The organism is Amycolatopsis orientalis (genome assembly GCF_000943515.2).
GTDB lineage: Bacteria > Actinomycetota > Actinomycetes > Mycobacteriales > Pseudonocardiaceae > Amycolatopsis > Amycolatopsis orientalis.
The window spans coordinates 2757190-2774236 of record NZ_CP016174.1 but is presented as its reverse complement, the minus strand read 5'-3'; the positions used below and the strand labels follow the sequence as shown (position 1 = coordinate 2774236).

Genomic DNA, 17047 nt, shown 5'->3' with positions numbered 1-17047 from the left:
CGCCGGACGCCGTGGAGCGGGCTTCCTCGCCGCCGTTGACCTGGGCTTCGCCGGGGTACGCGGCTTTCGCGCCGGCCCCTTGCTGCCGCCGCTTCGCGCCGTACTCCGTTTCCTGGTCGTCGACCCGCTAGCCATACCTCCACGGTAACCGCCCCGGCCCTCCAGCCCCGGGTGCCACTCGGGGCACATCCGGAACATTCGTCTCAGGTCACAGCTTGAGCGGCCATCCGGGTGAAAAGCGGCTCATGACATGCTCTGCCCCATGTTCGCGCTGCATCAGGATGAGAATTCGGCTCGCCGCGCCCCGGCCGTCTGGCGCACGATGCTGAACATCGACCGGGGGCTGGTCAACTTCGTCGGCAAACTCACCGTGACCGGCGGTGTCCCGGCGGAACTGCGCCGGAAACCCTTGCTCATGACGGCCAACCACATCGGCGTCTTCGACGCGTTCGTGCTGATGGCCGCCTGTAAACGGATCGGCATCAACCCGCGGTTCATGCTGGCGGGCGGCATCCTCGACGCCCCCGTCATCGGCCCGGCGCTGCGGGCCAGCGGCCATCTGCGGGTCGACCGCAAGCAGGCCTCGACGGCCATCGGCCAGTTCACCGAAGCGGCCGAGGCGCTGCGCACCACGCGTGACCCGCTCATCGTCTACCCCGAGGGCCGGATCAGCCACGATCCCGGGCTGTGGCCCGAACGCGGCAAGACCGGCGCCGCGCGGCTCGCCCTCGCGGCCGGGGTGCCGGTGATCCCGATCAGCCAGTGGGGCGCGCACGAAGCCGTCTATTGGGGGACAGAGACCGTCAACGGCCCCGCCGATCTGGTGCCGCTCGCCAAGTCCGGGCTGAGCGCGCCCATGCGGCGCCCGCGGTTCAAGGTGCATTTCGGTGATCCGGTGGACCTGTCGGAGGTCGAGCCGGAGCGGCCGGGCGCCGGGGTCCGCGCGCACGCCAAGATCATGCAGGCGATCACCGACGGCCTGGTGCCGCTGCGCCGCGACGAGCTGGAGAAGCCGCGTTTCCACGACCCGACGCGGCCGACCGACACCGTCAGCCCGTGGAAGAAGTACTGAGTTCCGGATCCTGAGACGGGTGCTCACGTTCGCCTAGGGTCGGCGGACGTGAGCACCCGCATCCTCGTCGTCTACTACAGCGCGACCGGCAACACCGCGAAACTGGCGTCGGCGCTGGCCGACGGCGCTCGCGAGGCCGAAGCCGACGTCCGCGTCCGCACGGTCCCCGAGACCGCCCCGCCCGGCGCGGTGGCGAGCAATCCCCGCTGGCAGGCGTGGGTCGAAGCGGGGCCGCACCACCAGATCGCGACGCTGGAGGACCTGGAGTGGGCCGACGGTTTCGCGGCCGGGAGCCCGACCCGCTTCGGCGGCCCCGCCGCCCAGCTTAAGTCCTTTTTGGACAGTACCGGCGGACTGTGGGCCAAGGGAAAGCTGGTGAACAAGGTCGCGACCTCGTTCACCACCGCCTCGACCGCGCACGGCGGGCTCGAAGCGACACTGCTGGCGACGAACAACATCTTCTACCACTGGGGCGCCATCGTCCTGCCGCTCGGCTACACCGACCCGCGGCTGCTCGAATCGGGCAATCCGTACGGTGGCTCGTTCGTCTCGCGCAAGTCCGCCGAACCCGACGACCTCGCCCTCGACGCCCTCCGCCTGCAGGGGCGCCGCCTCGCCACTGTCTCGCGCTACATCGCCGACGGACTTTTCAAGGACGGCCGAGGGGAACCGTAGGTCCGTCTCCCGCGTCGTAGCGTCGTCACACAGCGTCACGCTACGGGGAGGAAGCGGGATGACCGGCGGATACGAGGTGACCCTGGAAGCGATCGTCGCCGCGTCAGGCGCGGCGAAGCGGGCTTCGAACGACGTCCGGCAGGTGGATCTGGCGGCCGCGCTCACCGGTGTCGCGGCGGGTCTGCCGGGCGGTGTGTCCGGTGAAGCGGCCCGGCAGCTCGCGGACGCCTGGGGCCGGGCGGTGCCGGGCTGGGCCGAGAACGCCGCGGGGTACTCCGGGCAACTCGACGAAGCCGCCGTCCGCTACCGCTCGAACGAGCTGGTGGCGTCCCGGGAACTCCGCGGCTGATGCTCACCTGGGGCGACGTACGCCGCTGGGACCCGGCCGCGATCGGCACGGTCGCCGACGCGCTCAACGACGGCTGTGCCCGGATCATCGCCGCGAACGACGACATCGAGGCCATGGCCCGCTTCACCGGGTGGACCGGCGACGCCGCCACGGCCGCGGCGGTGCGGGGCGGATCGCTGACCTCCACCTTGGAACGACTCGTGGCCGGGGCGTCCGCCGTCCGGCGGGGCGCGCACGAGGTACAGCTCGCGCTGGACCGGATCGTCGCGTTCGTGCGGGAGACCGACGAACTCGCTTCCCGGAACGGCCTGAGCATCGGCTCCGGCGGGGAGATCATCTCCTCCGGTGGGCCCGCGGAGCCGCGGGTCATGGCGGAACTCGCCGACCGGATCGAGCAGCTCCTGCGCCGCGCCACCGATGTCGACGCGGACTTCGCGGCCATCATGCGGCGGGCCCTGCGAGGAGAGATCACCGAACAAGGCGCCGGAACCCTCGCCCAAGCCGCCGACGCCGGAGTCGAGCAAAGCGGCCTGTCGATCATCGGCCCGCCGGAGAACGGCACGCCCGGTGACACCAAGGCGTGGTGGGACAGTCTCTCGGATACCGCGAAAGTTGCTTTGTTGCAAAGGAATCCGGAGCTCGTCGGGAACCTCGACGGTATCCCGGCCACCGATCGCGACGCCGCCAACCGCGCCGTCCTCGCCAGGGAAAGCGAACGGCTCCAAGGCGATCCCCGGGCGAAAGGGCTGGAAGCCATCGCGCGGCGGCTGGCGCAGCCGGAGCCACGGGCCTTCTTGCTGGGGCTGGACACGAGCGGCGACGGGAAGGCGATCGTTTCGGCGGGGAATCCCGATACGGCGGTGAATGTGGCGACGTACGTGCCGGGGACCGGGTCGGAGCTGGCGAAGATCGGCGGCGATCTCAACCGTTCCGACAAGATGTGGGCCTCGGCGACGACCGCGGGTTCCCCGTCGACGGCCGTGATCACCTGGCTGGGTTACGACGCTCCGGACGGGATCACCGACGCCGCGAACGAGAAGTACGCCGATGGCGGGAAAGCCGCACTGGCCGGATTCCAGGACGGGCTCCGGGAGACGCATCAAGGGCCGCCGTCGCACAACACGGTGCTGGGGCACAGCTACGGCACCACCGTCGTCGGCCACGCGGCCCGCGACGGCGGACTGGCCGCGGACGAACTCGCCTTCGTGGCGAGTCCGGGCGTCGGCGCGCACGACGTGAGCCAGTTGCACCTCGATGGGGTGGACCCGGGCGAGATCGGCGGGCATGTGCACGCGACGGTGGCCGAACACGACATGATCAACCTGGCCAATCTGGAGATCGCCGGGTACGACCTGGTACTCGGACAGGATCCGACCGACGCGGGGTTCGGCGGGCGGGTGTTCACGTCGGCGCCGGGCACGGACGGGTTCGGCGGGTACAGCCAGGAAGCGCACAGTGAGTACTGGGAGGACAACAACCCGGCGCTCCGGAACCTCGGCCTGATCATCGCGGGGAAACCCGCCTCGTGAAACTGTCGTTCCTGCCCGCTCTTCTCCTGTTCCTGACGGCCTGCTCCCCCGGAGGTGGAGACGCCATGAAACCGACCATCACCGAACAACAGGCCCGGGAGAAGGTCGAGGCGTACATCCAAGCCGTGTTCGCCGTGCTGCCCGGCTCGGCGCAGCGGAAACCGTTCACCCGGAACCGTTCCGAATGCGCCGACCCGACCGACGACGGTCCCCAAGGCCGCTTCGAGATCTCGGCGACCTACGAGGTGACCGGTCTCGAACCGGCGAAGTTCGCGGAGTACTTCGACGCCGTGGTCGGATGGTGGACGGCTCATGACTTCAAGGTCCTGACGGATTCGCGGCCCCGCGATCAGTATGTGTTCGCCCGCAACAACGCGGACGCATTCGACATGTCGGTGCAGGCGAACGATCTCGGCAAGTTCTACCTCGGCGCTACCTCGCCGTGTGTCTGGCCGAACGGCACGCCCGAACCCCAGGCCCTCGAAGCCCCCGAGCCCGAGCGGCCGGTCGCCGCTCCCCCGGTACCGGAACCGGTCCGCAAACCGCGCCGCGCTCCCGTCGACGACGAGGACTTCGACCGGACGAACTGGACCGACGGCGGCACCTCCTACTGAGCCTCGTGAGTGGTGATGACGGTTCTGGTGGACCCGCATTTGGTGATCCACTGCGCCGGGCTCGCGTTCCCAGGGCCGCGCAGCACGTCGCAGGCACCTCGGCGATGAAGGAATTGGGACACTCAACGTCCCAATTCCTTCATCGCCGCGGCGTGGGCGTCGTCCGGCCTCGTGAGTGGTAATGACGGTTCTAACCCTCATCACCACTCACGAGGCCCTGACCCCGCCCAGCCGCTGGGAAAACGGGTCGCCCCGCCGCCATCCGGGCTCTACCCTCCGGCCGTGACCGCCGAACTCGCCACCGCCCCCGCCCGGCACGTCGCGCACCGCGGCCGGGGCATCACGCTGATCCTGCTCGCCGCCGTCTTCTTCGGGACGTCGGGTGTGCTGGGCAAACCGGCGATGCAGGCCGGGCTTTCGCCGGAACAGGTCGCGGCCATCCGCATCGGGTTGTCGGCGATCGTGCTGCTCGCGCTGGTCGCGGTCTTCCGCCCGAAACTGCTCAAGGTGACGAAGCGCGAATGGCCGCTGCTGCTCGCGTACGGCTCGCTCGGCGTGGCGGGCGTCCAGCTCATGTACTTCCTCGCGGCCGGCCGGATCCCGGTCGGGATCGCGATCCTGCTCGAATTCACCTCGCCGGTGCTGATCGCGCTGTGGGTGCGGTTCGTGCGGCGGGGGCGGCTGCCGGGGGCGATGTGGGCGGGGATCGCGCTGGCGATGACCGGGCTCGTCCTGGTCGCGCAGGTCTGGGAAGGCCTCAGCCTTGACGCCGTCGGATTGCTCGCCGGGCTGGGCGCTGCCGTCTGTTCGGCCGGTTATTTCCTGCTCGGCGAACGCGGCGTCGCGGACCGCGATCCGCTCGGCATGGTCACCTGGGGGATGACGATCGGCGCGGTCCTGGTCTGCGCGGTCGCTCCGCCGTGGACGATCCCGTGGGGTGTGCTCGGAGCCCCGGTGCCGTTCGGGGTGTGGCATCCGCCGGTGTGGTCGCTGCTGATCGCGCTGGTCCTGATCGCGACCGTCCTCGCCTACGCGACGGGGATGGCGGCGCTGCGTCATCTTCCCGCGTCGGTGGCGAGTGTGGTGGGACTGGTGGAGCCGCTGATCGCCGCCGCCGCGGCGTGGCTGCTGCTGGGCGAAGCGCTCAGCTGGGTGCAGGCGGCGGGCGCGGTGGTGCTGCTGACCGGTGCCTACATCGTCCAGCTGAACACGAACGTCGTCCAGACGGACTCAACCCTGCTTGAGGCCTCGTAGCTCGCTGATCTCCTGCTGCTGCGAACGCGACGTCGTCGCGGCGAGGTCGCGGGCGTCGGGATTGCGGCCGTGCTGGGTTTCGGCGTCGGCGATGCGGACGCCCGCCTCGCGCTGGCGGATCAGCCGTGCGACGAACTGGCGGTCGAAGTCCTTTCCGGACAGTCCGGCCAGCTGAGCCAGGTCACCCGGGCTGAGGTAGCCGTCGCGCTGGACGTGTTCGAGGTTCGGATCGTCCGGCGCGGGCTGGGCCCAGGACTCGATGAGCGCCGACAGCCGCGCGATCTCCGGTTCGTGGGTGTCGATGACCCGCTTCGCGAGCGCCTTCAGTTCCGCGTTCTCCGTCCGCGTTTCGGCCAGGGAAGCCAGATCCATCCCCTGCTGGTGATGCGCGAGGGCCTGCCGCGCGAACGCCACATCGGCGTCGTTGAACGGAACGGCGGCCTGCTGCGCCAGCGGTGACGACCCGGGAGGCGCCGTCTGCGACTGGGGTGCCTCGTCCGAACAGCCCGCGAGCACGGCGGCCAGGGCGACGGCAGGCAGGAACCGGAGGACGGCGTGCGGCATCGAAGTGCTCCTCGGGACGCGGTGGAGGAGCCTAGGTTCGCAGAGTCCACTTCGGCCTGTTCACCGGGGGTTGCGCAAATGCTTTTCCCCCGGCGCTCATGGTGCGACAATCCCGCGATCCGCCGCCACTCCGACAGGAGGCAACCCGCGAATGGACGCCGAAACCACTCCGGACCGGACTGCCGAACGCGACGGTCTACGCCCGGACCTGCGACAACGCCACGTCCGGATGATCGCGCTCGGCGGCATCATCGGCGCGAGCCTGTTCATCGGCAGCGGCGCGGTCATCCACACCGTCGGACCGGCGGCCGTGCTCTCCTACGCCATCGGCGGGCTGATCGTCGTGCTGGTGATGCGGATGCTCGGCGAGATGGCGACGGCCGCACCGTCCCAAGGCTCCTTCATGGAATACGCGCGGACTTCGCTCGGCGGCTGGGCGGGCTTCACCGTCGGCTGGCTGTACTGGTACTTCTGGGTCGGCGTGGTCGCCTTCGAGGCCGTCGCCGGGGCGAAGATCCTCCAGGCCTGGATTCCCGTTGTGCCGCAATGGATCTTCTCGCTGATCCTGATGCTGCTGCTGACCGCGACCAACCTCGCCTCGGCCCGTTCGTTCGGGGAGACGGAGTTCTGGCTCGCGTCGGTCAAGATCGCCACGATCGTGGTGTTCCTCGTGGTGGGTGTCCTGTTCGTGCTCGGGCTCTGGCCGGGCGGATCGTTCTCGGTCGGCAACATCGCGCAGGACGGCTTCCTCGCCAACGGCCCGTTCTCGGTGGTGCACGGCGTGGTGATCGTGATCTTCTCCTATTTCGGCGCGGAGATCGTCACCATCGCCGCCGCCGAATCCCGCGAACCCGAAGCGGCCGTGCGCAAGGCGACGTCGTCGATCGTGTGGCGCGTGATCATCTTCTACGTCGGTTCGGTGACGCTGCTGGTGATGATCACCGGCTGGCGTGACATCCCGACCACGACGAGCCCGTTCGCCGCCGCGTTCGGCCGGTTCGGCATCCCCGCCGCCGAGACCGTGGTCAGCGCGGTGGTGCTGACCGCCGTGCTGTCGGTGCTCAATTCCGGGCTGTACACCGCTTCCCGGATGCTGTTCGCGTTGCGCCGCAACGGCTGGGCGCCGAAATGGATCGCCGACACGAACCGGCGCGGGGTGCCTTGGAAGGCGATCCTGGTGTCCACTTCGGTCGGTTACATCGCCGTGGTGATGAACTTCGTGTCCCCCGACAAGATCTTCTACTTCATCATCAACTCCGCCGGCGCGGTCGCGTTGTTCGTCTACGCGATCATCGCCGGGTCGCAGCTGCGGATGCGGCGCCGTCTGGAAGCCGAGGCGCCGGAACGGCTGAAGCTGCGCATGTGGGGCTATCCGTGGCTCAGCAGGCTCACCCTCGCCGGGACGCTGGCCGTGGTGGCGTCGATGCTGTTCGTGGACGCGGACACCCGGGCGCAGCTGTACCTGAGCCTGATCAGCCTGGCGGTGATCCTCGCCGTCTACTTCATCCAGCGACGGCGATCCGGCCGGGAATCCCGGTCTGAGGCCTGAACGGCTCGTGAGTGGTGATGACGGTTCTAACCGTCATCACCACTCACGAGCCGCGCCTGAGAGACCGGCGAGGTCGCCCAAGCACGCCAGGGCGACGGCCACGAGTGCGCGGCGCCGGGCTGTTCCACCCGCGCGCCGGTGAAGTCGGCGTCTTGGTCGAACTCGGCGTCGGCGAACGTGGTCGGCCCGCTGAACATCGCGTCGACAAAGCTCGTATGCGTGGGGAACGACGCGGCACGGAAGTCGGTGTCGCCGGTGAAGCACGCCCTCTCGAAGCTGACGAAGGGCGAGAACCGGGCCCGGCGGAAGTCCCCGCGGACGATCAGGCTGTCCCGGAGATCGGCGCCCACGAGGAAGGTGTCCGCGAAATCGGGGTCGACGAGCACCGCGTCCCCCAGCTCCAGTCCTTCGACCTCCCAGAACTCGAAGGGCCGGGCCTCCCCCGCGGGCCACCTGAAGTGCCGCGTGAGAAGGCCCTGTGCGGCGCGCCGGACTTCGAGTTCTTCGTCGTCCTCGGACGGATACGGGAAGGGCTTACGCAAATAGGCGCAAGTCATCTCGACGAGTCCTTCCCTGACGTCGGGATCTTCGCGTCCGTAGCGCTCCAGGACCGCGAAGCTTTCGAGACGCTCCGCGGCGTCCTCGCTCTCCATCATGGCTTCGAGGCGTTCCCAGTCCTCCCGCCGAAGCCCCGGGACCACCTCCTCGGGCTGGATCCGCCGGTCACGGCGAGCGCCCTCGATGGCCATCCGGACGAGGTAGACCGCGCCGATCCCGAGCGCCACCCCCGCCAGCGCGCCTATGACGTGTAACCCCACCATGACCATCACCATGCGCAGATTATGCGTGTGAAGGCCCCCTTCCCTCGGCTGAACCGAGGAAAGGGGGCCTTCACACGCGTCGAAACTAGACGGGGATGACCGTCGGCACGATCATCGGACGGCGCCGGTAGGTGTCGGCGACCCAGCGGCCGACGACGCGGCGCACGGCCTGCGCGATGCGGTGCGTGTCGGTGATGCCCTCGGCTTCGGTCCTCGCGAGTTCCATCTCGACCATCGGGAGCACCGCGTCGAGTGCCTTCGGGTCGTCGGAGAACCCGCGCCCGGACACCGTCGGACGGGTCACCGCGCGACCGGTGCTGGTGTCCACGGCGACCGTGATCGCGATGAACCCGCCCTCGCCGAGCACGAGCCTGTCGGACAGGGTCGACTCGCCGACGTCGCCGACCGAGAGGCCGTCGACGTACACGTGCCCGACCTCGACCCGGCCGGTCCGCGAGGCCTTGCCGTCGACGAGGTCGACCACCACGCCGTCCTCGGCGATGACCACGTTCTCCGGGGCGACACCGGTGCGCACGGCCAGTTCACCGTTGGCGCGCAGGTGCTTCCACTCGCCGTGCACCGGCATGACGTTGCTGGGGCGTACCGCGTTGTACAGGTACAGCAGCTCACCGGCCGACGCGTGGCCGGACACGTGCACCTTGGCGTTGCCCTGGTGGACGACGTTCGCGCCGAGCCGGGTGAGCCCGTTGACGACACCGAAGACGGCGGTCTCGTTGCCGGGGATCATCGAGCTGGCCAGTACGACGGTGTCACCCGCGCGGATCGAGATCTGCCGGTGCTCGCCGCGCGCCATCCGCGACAGCGCCGACAGCGGCTCGCCCTGCGAACCGGTCGACACGAACAGCACCTTGCTCTCGGGCAGGTCGCTGGCCTGGTCCAGGTTGACCAGGAGGCCGTCCGGCACGTTCAGCAGGCCGAGGTCGGCGGCGATGCCCATGTTCCGGACCATCGACCGGCCGACGAACGCGACCCGGCGCCCGTGCCGCACGGCGGCGTCGAGCACCTGCTGGACGCGGTGCACGTGGCTCGCGAAACAGGCCACGATGACACGCTGGCCGACCTTGCGGACGACGTCGTCGAGCACCGGGCCGATGTCGCGCTCGGGCATGACGAACCCGGGCACCTCGGCGTTGGTCGAGTCGACGCAGAACAGGTCCACGCCCTCGTCGCCGAGCCGGGAGAACCCGGCGAGGTCGGTCAGCCTGCCGTCGAGCGGCAGCTGGTCGAGCTTGATGTCGCCGGTGTGCAGCACGACACCGGCCGGCGTGCGGATGGCCACCGCGAGCGCGTCCGGGATCGAGTGGTTGACCGCGAAGAACTCGAGATCGAACGCGCCCACCGTGCGGCGCTCGCCCTCGCGGACCTCGATCAGGTTCGGCCGCTGGCGGTGCTCCTTGGCCTTGGCCGCGAGCAGCGCGTTCGTGAACCGCGAACCGTAGATCTTGAGGTCCGGGACGAGCCGCAGCAGGAACGGGACGGCGCCGATGTGGTCCTCGTGCCCGTGGGTGAGGACGAGGCCGTCGATGTCGTCCAGGCGGTCTTCGATGGCGCGGAAGTCGGGCAGGATCAGGTCGACGCCGGGCTGGTCGTCTTCGGGGAAGAGGACCCCGCAGTCGACGATCAGCAGACGGCCGCCGAATTCGAAGACGGTCATGTTACGGCCGACTTCGCCGATCCCGCCGAGCGCGACCACGCGCAAGGCGCCTTCGGGCAGCGCGGGCGGCGGCGTGGTCGGTCCGGGTCCGGTTGACAATGAACTCACCGAGGCATGGTCCCAACGCTGGTATGTGAGGTCGGCGCCGTATAGGCCGCCGCTGAATCTGCTTGTGCCACCCGAGCACCATGCCAGTCACTGGCGGCGCTTTCCCCGAGCGGCACGCCACCCTGGGCGAGATCCGCGGAAATCGCCTGGAGCTGCTCGTCGTTCGCGGCCACGATGGGCAGCCGCGGGTCGCCGATGTCGAAGCCGCGCAACCGCAGGGCCGCCTTCGAGAACGCGACCCCGCCGACACGGGACATCGCCCGCAGTACCGGCAGCATGCCGCGGTGGTTGGTGCGCGCTGTCGAGGTGTCGCCGGACTCGTAGGCGTCCATCATGCCGCGGATCCGGCCCGCCACGACGTGCCCGATCACGCTGACCACGCCCGCGCCGCCGACGGAGACCCACGGCAGGTTGAGGCCGTCGTCGCCGGAGTAGTAGGCGAGCTGGGTGTTCGCGATGACCTCGGAGCCGGCGATCAGATCGCCCTTGGCGTCCTTGACCGCGAGGATGCGCGGATGCTCGGCGAGCCGCAGCAGCGTGTCGACCTCGATGGGGACGATCGAGCGCGGCGGGATGTCGTAGAGCATCACCGGCAGCTCGGTGGCGTCGGCGACCGTGGTGAAGTGCGCGTAGAGCCCGGCCTGGCTGGGCCGCGAGTAGTACGGCGTGACGACGAGGATGCCGTGGGCACCCGCCGCTTCGGCCTGCTTCGCCTGTTCGATGCTGTGCGCGGTGTTGTTCGTGCCCGCCCCGGCGACGATCGTCGCGCGATCACCGACGGCCTCGACGACGGCGCGGACCAGTTCGGTCTTCTCGGCGTCGGTCGTGGTGGGGCTCTCCCCGGTCGTGCCGTTCACGACGAGACCGTCGTTGCCCAGATCCACGAGGTGTTCGGCCAGCTCCTGCGCCCGCTTCAGGTCCAGCGCGCCGTCGGCGTCGAAGGGGGTGGCCATCGCGGTGAGCACGCGCCCGAACGGTCTTCCCGGCGCTGCGGTAGGTGGAGTGGACATGGTGTGAAGGTACCTCCTGCGGCCGTCCGACCCCTTGCCGACGTGGTCGTTCCCGCCGATGCGGGAGATTTTCCGGGGCGAGGCCGGACTCGGCGCAAACTCTATTTGACCTTGGTGGTGATCTGTGAGGTGAGCTGCCCGCCGTCGGTCTTGGCGAGCACGCACAGGTACTCGCGCGAGTAGTCGTTGTTCTCCTCGCTCAGCGGCCGGTTCCACTCCGCCTCGGTCGGGACGACGGCCCGCCACTGGAGCCCGCTCCGCTGCTGCTGGGGCACCACGCCCGAGTTGAACGTCGCCGAACAGATCGCCTCGGCGATGCGGTTCACCACTTCGGCTCCGGGGTAGGCGGCGACCGCGGCCTCCTTGTCGCTCGCCGACTCGACGCCGAGCAGCTCGCCCTTCGCGTAGATCTCGACCAGGTGATTCTTGGCGCAGTTCCCGCTGGTCTCGCTGTTCATCGTGACGTTGTCCGCGAGCGGGACGTTGTAGCAGTCCCCGGAGAGGTCGATCTTGAGCTGGCCGTTGATGCCGTAGGTCAACGTGGGCTGCGCCTGGCTGTTCCCCTCCGGCGCGGCCATCCAGCGGCCGAGGAAGATCCCGCCGACCAGGGCGCCGATCACGGCGACCGCGGCCAGGCTGAGCCAGAGAGGACGGAGGTTGCGCTTCGCCGGTGCGGGCGCGAGACGGGTCATCGGCTGCCCGGGGTGCATCATCGCCGTGCCGCCCGAGGGCGGGGTCGGCTGGGCCTGCCCGCCCTGGGCGGCCGAAAGCAGGCTGCGTACCTGGTCGTACGACATCCGCGCTTCGGGTTTGGTGACCAGCAGGCCGAGGATCGCGGCCGCCAGCGGGCCCTGGACGCGGGTCAGGTACGGCGCCTCGGTCATGATCGCGTGCAGGGTGGCGGCGGTGGTCGACCGTTCGAAGGCGACGATGCCTTCGGCGGCGAAGAACAACGTCGTGCCCAGCGACCAGAGGTCGGATTCGGGCATCGCGTCGCGGCCTTCGACCCGCTCCGGCGCCATGAACGCGGGCGAGCCGACGATCATGCCGCTGGTGGTCAGGCGCGGGTCGTCGGCGGCGTGCGCGATGCCGAAGTCGGTCAGCTTCACCCGGCCGTCCGGCGCGACCATGATGTTCGCCGGTTTGACGTCGCGGTGCACGATCCCGGCGGCGTGCGCGGCCCGCAGCGCGGACAGCACCCGCTCCCCCACCAGCGCGACCTGCTGCGCGGGCAAGGGCCCGCGCTCGCGCACGAGATCGGCCAGCGTCGGCGCCTCGACCAGCTCCATCACGATGTAGGTGGCGGCGTTCTCGGTGACGACGTCGTACACGGTGACGACGGCCGGGTCGTTGAGGCGCCCGGCGGAGCGGACCTCGCGCAGCATCCGCTCCGTCAGCACCGAGGCGTCCTCGGGAGCGTTCGGGAACTTCAGCTCCTTGATCGCCACCTGACGGCCGATCACCTGGTCCTGTGCCCGCCAGACGATCCCCATGCCGCCGCGGCCGAGCTCACCCAGCAGGGCGTACCGGCCGGCGACGATCCGCGCGCCGGCGGCCTGATACGTCTGCTGGGGCGGCCCGTACGGACGGGTCTGTTCGTCGGTCAAGGTTCGGTGCTCCTTCGATTCGCGCAGGATGCTAACTCGGACCCGTTCGCGCCCCGAAAGGTTCCTTACCCCGGCGTCTGGATCAGACCGTGACCTCGTGCCCGGATTCCCGGAGCGCCTTCACCGCGCGCTCCAGCTCGGGAGCCCGGACGAGCACGTGGTCGGTGTCGAAAGTGGACATCGAGAACAGCGCCACCCCGGCGGCGGCCAGTTCGCTCGACAACGCCGCGATGATGCCGGTCAGCGTGAAGGCCAGCGGCCCGCGGACCGACAGCAGCCGCCAGCCGTCCTCGACGGTGGCCCCGGCGGGCGCGAGCCCGGCCGGGCAGATCACCGACAGCTCCTCCGGCGTCCGCGTGATGGAGATCAGCACGGGCTCGCCGGGGTCGAGCAGATTCGCCGGAACCGGCGCGTCCGGGGCGAGGCGGGCGACGGCGTATTCGCCGGGCCGGACGTCGATCGCGAGGCGGCGCATCAGCCTTCGAGGACCTTCGGGCTCGACGCGATCTCGGTGCCGTCAGGCAGCGCGGAGATGGTGAAGTCCGCGAACACGTTGCCCGAGGCCTTCTGCAGCTCGCGCAGGCACTCGATGGCCAGGGCGCGGATCTCGACGTCGGCGTGCTCGGTGGCGCGCATCGCGATGAAGTGCCGCCAGGCGCGGTAGTTGCCGGTGACCACGATGCGGGTCTCGGTCGCGTTCGGCAGCACGGCGCGGGCGGCCTGGCGGGCCTGCTTGCGGCGCAGGGTCGCGCTCGGCACGTCGGCGAACTTCTCCTCCAGCCCGGCGAGCAGCTCGGTGTAGGCGTCCACGGCGGCCTGCGAGGCGGCGAGGAACTTCGCGTGCAGCTCCGGGTCCTGCGCGATGACGTCGGGCTCGACGAACGCGGCGTCCCGCTCGGGGACGTAGCGCTGCGAGAGCTGCGAGTAGGAGAAGTGCCGGTGACGGATCAGCTCGTGCGTCAGCGACCGGGAGATCCCGGTGATGTAGAAGCTGACGGAGCCGTGCTCCAGCACCGAAAGGTGGCCCACGTCGATGATGTGCTCGAGGTAGCCGGCGTTGGTGGCCGTCTTCGGGTTCGGCTTCTTCCAGGACTGGTAGCAGGCCCGGCCCGCGAATTCGGCCAGCGCCTCACCACCGTCGGCATCGGTCGACCACGGTACGTCCGACGGCGGGAAGAACTCCGTCTTCGCGATCAGCTGAACCTTGGGTGACACGGTCTCGGCCACGTTCGCACTCCCTTTCGACCCCTGCTCCACGACTCCGGGCAGCGTAACCGCAGTCCGCTTTGACGGCGGGGCGACATCACGGTGACGTCAGAGTCGCCTTGACTGACACCACAAGTGACGTCATAGTGGTGTCATGGATCTGACGCCGTACATCACAAGCCTTCGCGAGGACCTCGCGAACACGGCTTCGGCCGGCGACGAGCAGACGCGGCGCGCTGCCGCGCTGCTGTCGTCGGCGCTGGAGCCCGCCGCCCGGCTGACCATCATGAACGCCCTCGCGGACCTCGCCGCCGAAGTGACCTCGGCGCTGCCGGGGCACGTCGTCGACGTCCGGCTCGACGGCCGCGACGTGCGCGTCGTCGTCACCGGTTCCGGTGAGGGCGCCGAGCAGACCGCGCCCCGTCAGGAAGCGCCGCGGGAGACCCCGCGCGCGCCCAAGGTGGACACGGGCGACATCACCCGAATCACGCTACGCCTGTTCGAGCAGGTCAAAGGCCAGGCCGAAGCGGCGGCCGCCTCTCAGGGCGTGTCGCTGAACACGTTCGTCTCGCAGGCCGTCCAGGGGGCGCTGGGCAAGGGCGGGAGCGAGCACTGGCACCACAAGCAGAAGCCCGGCGGCGGTGCCGGTTCACACCTGCACGGCTGGGTCCAGGGCTGAGGGGGACGGAAATGACCGAGGAAAACACTCCCGCCGGTGAAGAGACCGTGCGCGTCGAGGACTTCGAGGCCGAGGGCCCGATCGAGATCGACGTGAGCGTGGCCATCGGCCGGGTGACCATCGAACTGACCGGGGACAGCGGCGTCCACGCCGAGGTCCGCCGCGACGGCGGCGAACAGCAGCCGTGGGTGGACGGGATGACGAGCCTGCTCAGCTGGGTCGGCGAACGCTTCGGCGACCAGCTCGGCGGTTCGCCGGGCGCGTCGGCCAGCGACGCCGTGACGCAGACGCGGATCGAGAAGGTCGGCAACCGGCTGGTCGTCCAGGCGCCGAAGGCCTGGCAGCTGAAGAACATCCCGCTCGCCGTGACCGTCCGGGCACCCGCCGGTTCACATCTGGAGGTGCGGGCCGGAGCCGCCGACGTCGCGGTGACCGGTGCCGCGGGCCGGGCCGACATCATGACCGGCGCGGGCACGGTCGGCCTGGAGCGCGCCGACGGTTCGGCGATCGTCCGCACCGGCACCGGCGACATCAAGCTCGGGCCGACGGTCTCCGGCCTCCAGCTGCGCACCGGCAGCGGCAGCGTCGAAGCGGCCGCGGTGAGCGGTTCGGCCACGGTCGCGACCGGCACCGGCGACGTCTGGCTCGGCGAGGTCGCGGGCGAGGTACTGGCGCGCACCGGCAGCGGCGACCTCTCGGTGGCGGACGCCACCTCCGGATCGCTGGAGCTGACCACCGGATCGGGTGACGTCCGGGTCGGGATCCGCGGCGGCGTTCAGGCGGAGATCGACCTTTCGTCGACGACGGGCTCGGTGTCGAGCGAGCTGGAGGTCGCGGAGAGCGCCCCTTCGGAGGTCTCGCTGAAGGTGCGGGCGCGTACCGGCACGGGGGACGCGGTGGTGACGAGCGCGGCCAGCTGAGTCGCGTACCACAGGGGGATCGAGGGACCTTTGCTCTCACTTTTCCACGGGGGTGGGAGCGAAGGTCCCTCGCTCATTTCTGGGCTCGGGGAGCGCGGGAGGGGCGGGGCTCCGGGTGTGTCATGAGGGGTCCCCATAGGACGAAATTCGTCCTATGGGGACCCCTCATGACACTTGGCACTCGGCTCAGCGCACCAGGCGCGAAAGCACCGGGGCGAGGTCGCCCCGCTCCCCCACCACGACCCCGTCCAGCCCCTGCCATTCCGCCATCAGCCGCAGCTCTCCCGCCAGCTCGCTCGCGACCCGCGCGACGTCCACGCCGGGCTCGGCGAAGGCACCCTGGACGCGAAGCAGCCCGGCGGCACGATCGGCCTTGAGGTCGACCCGGCCGACGAGTTCGCCGTCGAGCAGGAACGGGAACACGTAGTAGCCGTAGATCCGCTTCGGCTCGGGAACGTAGATCTCGATGCGGTAGAAGAAGTCGAAGATGCGCTCGGTGCGGGCGCGTTCCCAGATCAGCGGGTCGAACGGCGACAGCAGCGCCCGCCCGGTGACCGACCGCGGTGTCTTCGCCGCGAAGTGCCGGTATGCCGGGGCGGGCCAGCCGTCCACGGTCACCGGTTCCAGCCCCCCCGCCTCGACCAGTTCGGCCACCGCCCGCTTGCTGACGTCCGGGCCGAGCCGGTAGTAGTCCCGCAGGTCCGGTTCGGTCCCGATGCCGAGCGCGACGGCCGAGCGGGTGATCAGTTCGCGGGCGCCCTCTTCGGGGGTCACCTGCCGCGACAGGATCTCCGGCGGCACCACGCGTTCGGTCAGGTCGTACAGCCGCTCGAACGACCGGCGCGTGCCCGTCGTCAGCTGCCCCACGCCGAACAGCCACTCGCAGGCCTTCTTGACCTCCGAGCGCTCCCACCACGAGCCGGGTTTACGGCGGGTGCCATCGCTCTCCAGCGCGCGCTCGATGCCGCCCGCGCCGATCGGTCCCTGTTCCTTGACCACGGCGAGGATGTCGTCCACCAAACCGGGCGTCTGCTCCAGTACCCGCGCGTAGTTCGTCCACCAGCCCATGCGCTTCGCCCCGGACCGCAGCAGCGGCCAGTCCGCCACCGGCAGCAGACTCGCCTCATGCGCCCAGGATTCGACCAGCATCCGGGGCTTGCGCGCGGAATGGGACCAGGCCGCGTCGTCCACCAGCGTGGACTCGTACGCGCCGAGCCGGGAGAACAACGGCATGTAGTGCGCGCGGACCGCGACGTTCACCGAATCCAGTTGCAGCAACTGGATCTTCGACAGCACGCGCTGCAGATGCCGTCTGGTCACCGCCCCGCCGGGACGCGCGTCGCCGAATCCTTGTGCGGCCAGGGCGATCCGGCGCGCGACCGGCCCGCTGATGGTCGTAGTGCTCATCATCAGCA

General features: G+C 70.0%; 17 protein-coding genes. 9 read left to right on the top strand and 8 right to left on the bottom strand.

Annotation, left to right across the window (positions count from 1 at the left end; all coding sequences use genetic code 11):
• Positions 1-262 precede the first annotated feature (262 nt).
• The 6 genes from SD37_RS12280 (at position 263) to SD37_RS12255 (ending at position 5493) form a co-directional block, all read left to right on the top strand.
• On the top strand, positions 263-1072 hold the full coding sequence (locus SD37_RS12280; protein ID WP_044854148.1) for a lysophospholipid acyltransferase family protein: 810 nt from the start codon (positions 263-265) through the stop codon (positions 1070-1072).
• A gap of 48 nt (positions 1073-1120) precedes the next feature.
• Entirely contained in the window at positions 1121-1747 is a 627-nt protein-coding gene (gene wrbA / locus SD37_RS12275; protein WP_044854147.1) for an NAD(P)H:quinone oxidoreductase, read from the top strand.
• Between the two features lie 58 nt (positions 1748-1805).
• Positions 1806-2096, top strand: coding sequence for a hypothetical protein (locus SD37_RS12270; protein ID WP_044854146.1), 291 nt, complete (start codon positions 1806-1808; stop codon positions 2094-2096).
• Complete coding sequence (locus SD37_RS12265) at positions 2096-3625, top strand: alpha/beta hydrolase (RefSeq protein WP_044854145.1); 1530 nt, start codon at positions 2096-2098, stop codon at positions 3623-3625. The genes SD37_RS12270 and SD37_RS12265 overlap by 1 nt, the downstream gene beginning before the upstream one ends.
• A gap of 65 nt (positions 3626-3690) precedes the next feature.
• Entirely contained in the window at positions 3691-4239 is a 549-nt protein-coding gene (locus tag SD37_RS12260; protein ID WP_044854424.1) for a hypothetical protein, read from the top strand.
• A gap of 282 nt (positions 4240-4521) precedes the next feature.
• On the top strand, positions 4522-5493 hold the full coding sequence (locus SD37_RS12255; RefSeq protein ID WP_065912812.1) for an EamA family transporter: 972 nt from the start codon (positions 4522-4524) through the stop codon (positions 5491-5493).
• On the opposite strand, the gene SD37_RS12250 is transcribed toward SD37_RS12255, so the two are convergent.
• Complete coding sequence (locus SD37_RS12250; RefSeq protein ID WP_044854143.1) at positions 5470-6057, bottom strand: DUF305 domain-containing protein; 588 nt, start codon at positions 6055-6057, stop codon at positions 5470-5472. The genes SD37_RS12255 and SD37_RS12250 overlap by 24 nt on opposite strands.
• A gap of 151 nt (positions 6058-6208) precedes the next feature.
• Here SD37_RS12250 and SD37_RS12245 point away from each other — a divergent pair, with 151 nt between their 5' ends.
• On the top strand, positions 6209-7606 hold the full coding sequence (locus SD37_RS12245; RefSeq protein WP_044854142.1) for an amino acid permease: 1398 nt from the start codon (positions 6209-6211) through the stop codon (positions 7604-7606).
• Positions 7607-7632: 26 nt separating this feature from the next.
• On the opposite strand, the gene SD37_RS12240 is transcribed toward SD37_RS12245, so the two are convergent.
• The 6 genes from SD37_RS12240 to thyX all read right to left on the bottom strand — a co-directional run bounded on the left by SD37_RS12240 (position 7633) and on the right by thyX (position 14054).
• On the bottom strand, positions 7633-8427 hold the full coding sequence (locus tag SD37_RS12240) for a pentapeptide repeat-containing protein (protein WP_083255275.1): 795 nt from the start codon (positions 8425-8427) through the stop codon (positions 7633-7635).
• An 85-nt stretch (positions 8428-8512) separates the two neighbouring features.
• Entirely contained in the window at positions 8513-10201 is a 1689-nt protein-coding gene (locus SD37_RS12235) for a ribonuclease J (protein WP_418189821.1), read from the bottom strand.
• Positions 10202-10206: 5 nt separating this feature from the next.
• Positions 10207-11220, bottom strand: coding sequence for a 4-hydroxy-tetrahydrodipicolinate synthase (gene dapA / locus SD37_RS12230; protein WP_044854140.1), 1014 nt, complete (start codon positions 11218-11220; stop codon positions 10207-10209).
• A 101-nt stretch (positions 11221-11321) separates the two neighbouring features.
• A complete protein-coding gene (locus SD37_RS12225) occupies positions 11322-12827 on the bottom strand; it encodes a serine/threonine-protein kinase (protein WP_044854139.1) in 1506 nt (501 codons plus the stop codon).
• 82 nt (positions 12828-12909) lie between these two features.
• Positions 12910-13302, bottom strand: a complete 393-nt coding sequence (locus SD37_RS12220; RefSeq protein WP_037304346.1) for an ACT domain-containing protein — start codon at positions 13300-13302, stop codon at positions 12910-12912.
• Positions 13302-14054 (bottom strand): FAD-dependent thymidylate synthase, encoded by a 753-nt coding sequence (gene thyX, locus SD37_RS12215; protein WP_044854422.1) that lies wholly within the window; start codon positions 14052-14054, stop codon positions 13302-13304. The genes SD37_RS12220 and thyX overlap by 1 nt, the downstream gene beginning before the upstream one ends.
• Positions 14055-14187: 133 nt before the next feature.
• Here thyX and SD37_RS12210 point away from each other — a divergent pair, with 133 nt between their 5' ends.
• Together SD37_RS12210 and SD37_RS12205 are read left to right on the top strand one after the other, a co-directional pair.
• Positions 14188-14712, top strand: coding sequence for a toxin-antitoxin system HicB family antitoxin (locus SD37_RS12210; RefSeq protein ID WP_044854138.1), 525 nt, complete (start codon positions 14188-14190; stop codon positions 14710-14712).
• Positions 14713-14723: 11 nt separating this feature from the next.
• Positions 14724-15632 (top strand): DUF4097 family beta strand repeat-containing protein, encoded by a 909-nt coding sequence (locus SD37_RS12205; protein WP_044854137.1) that lies wholly within the window; start codon positions 14724-14726, stop codon positions 15630-15632.
• A gap of 186 nt (positions 15633-15818) precedes the next feature.
• Here the strand turns inward: SD37_RS12205 and SD37_RS12200 are convergent, their stop codons facing one another.
• On the bottom strand, positions 15819-17039 hold the full coding sequence (locus SD37_RS12200; RefSeq protein ID WP_065913089.1) for a winged helix-turn-helix domain-containing protein: 1221 nt from the start codon (positions 17037-17039) through the stop codon (positions 15819-15821).
• Positions 17040-17047: the final 8 nt, after the last annotated feature.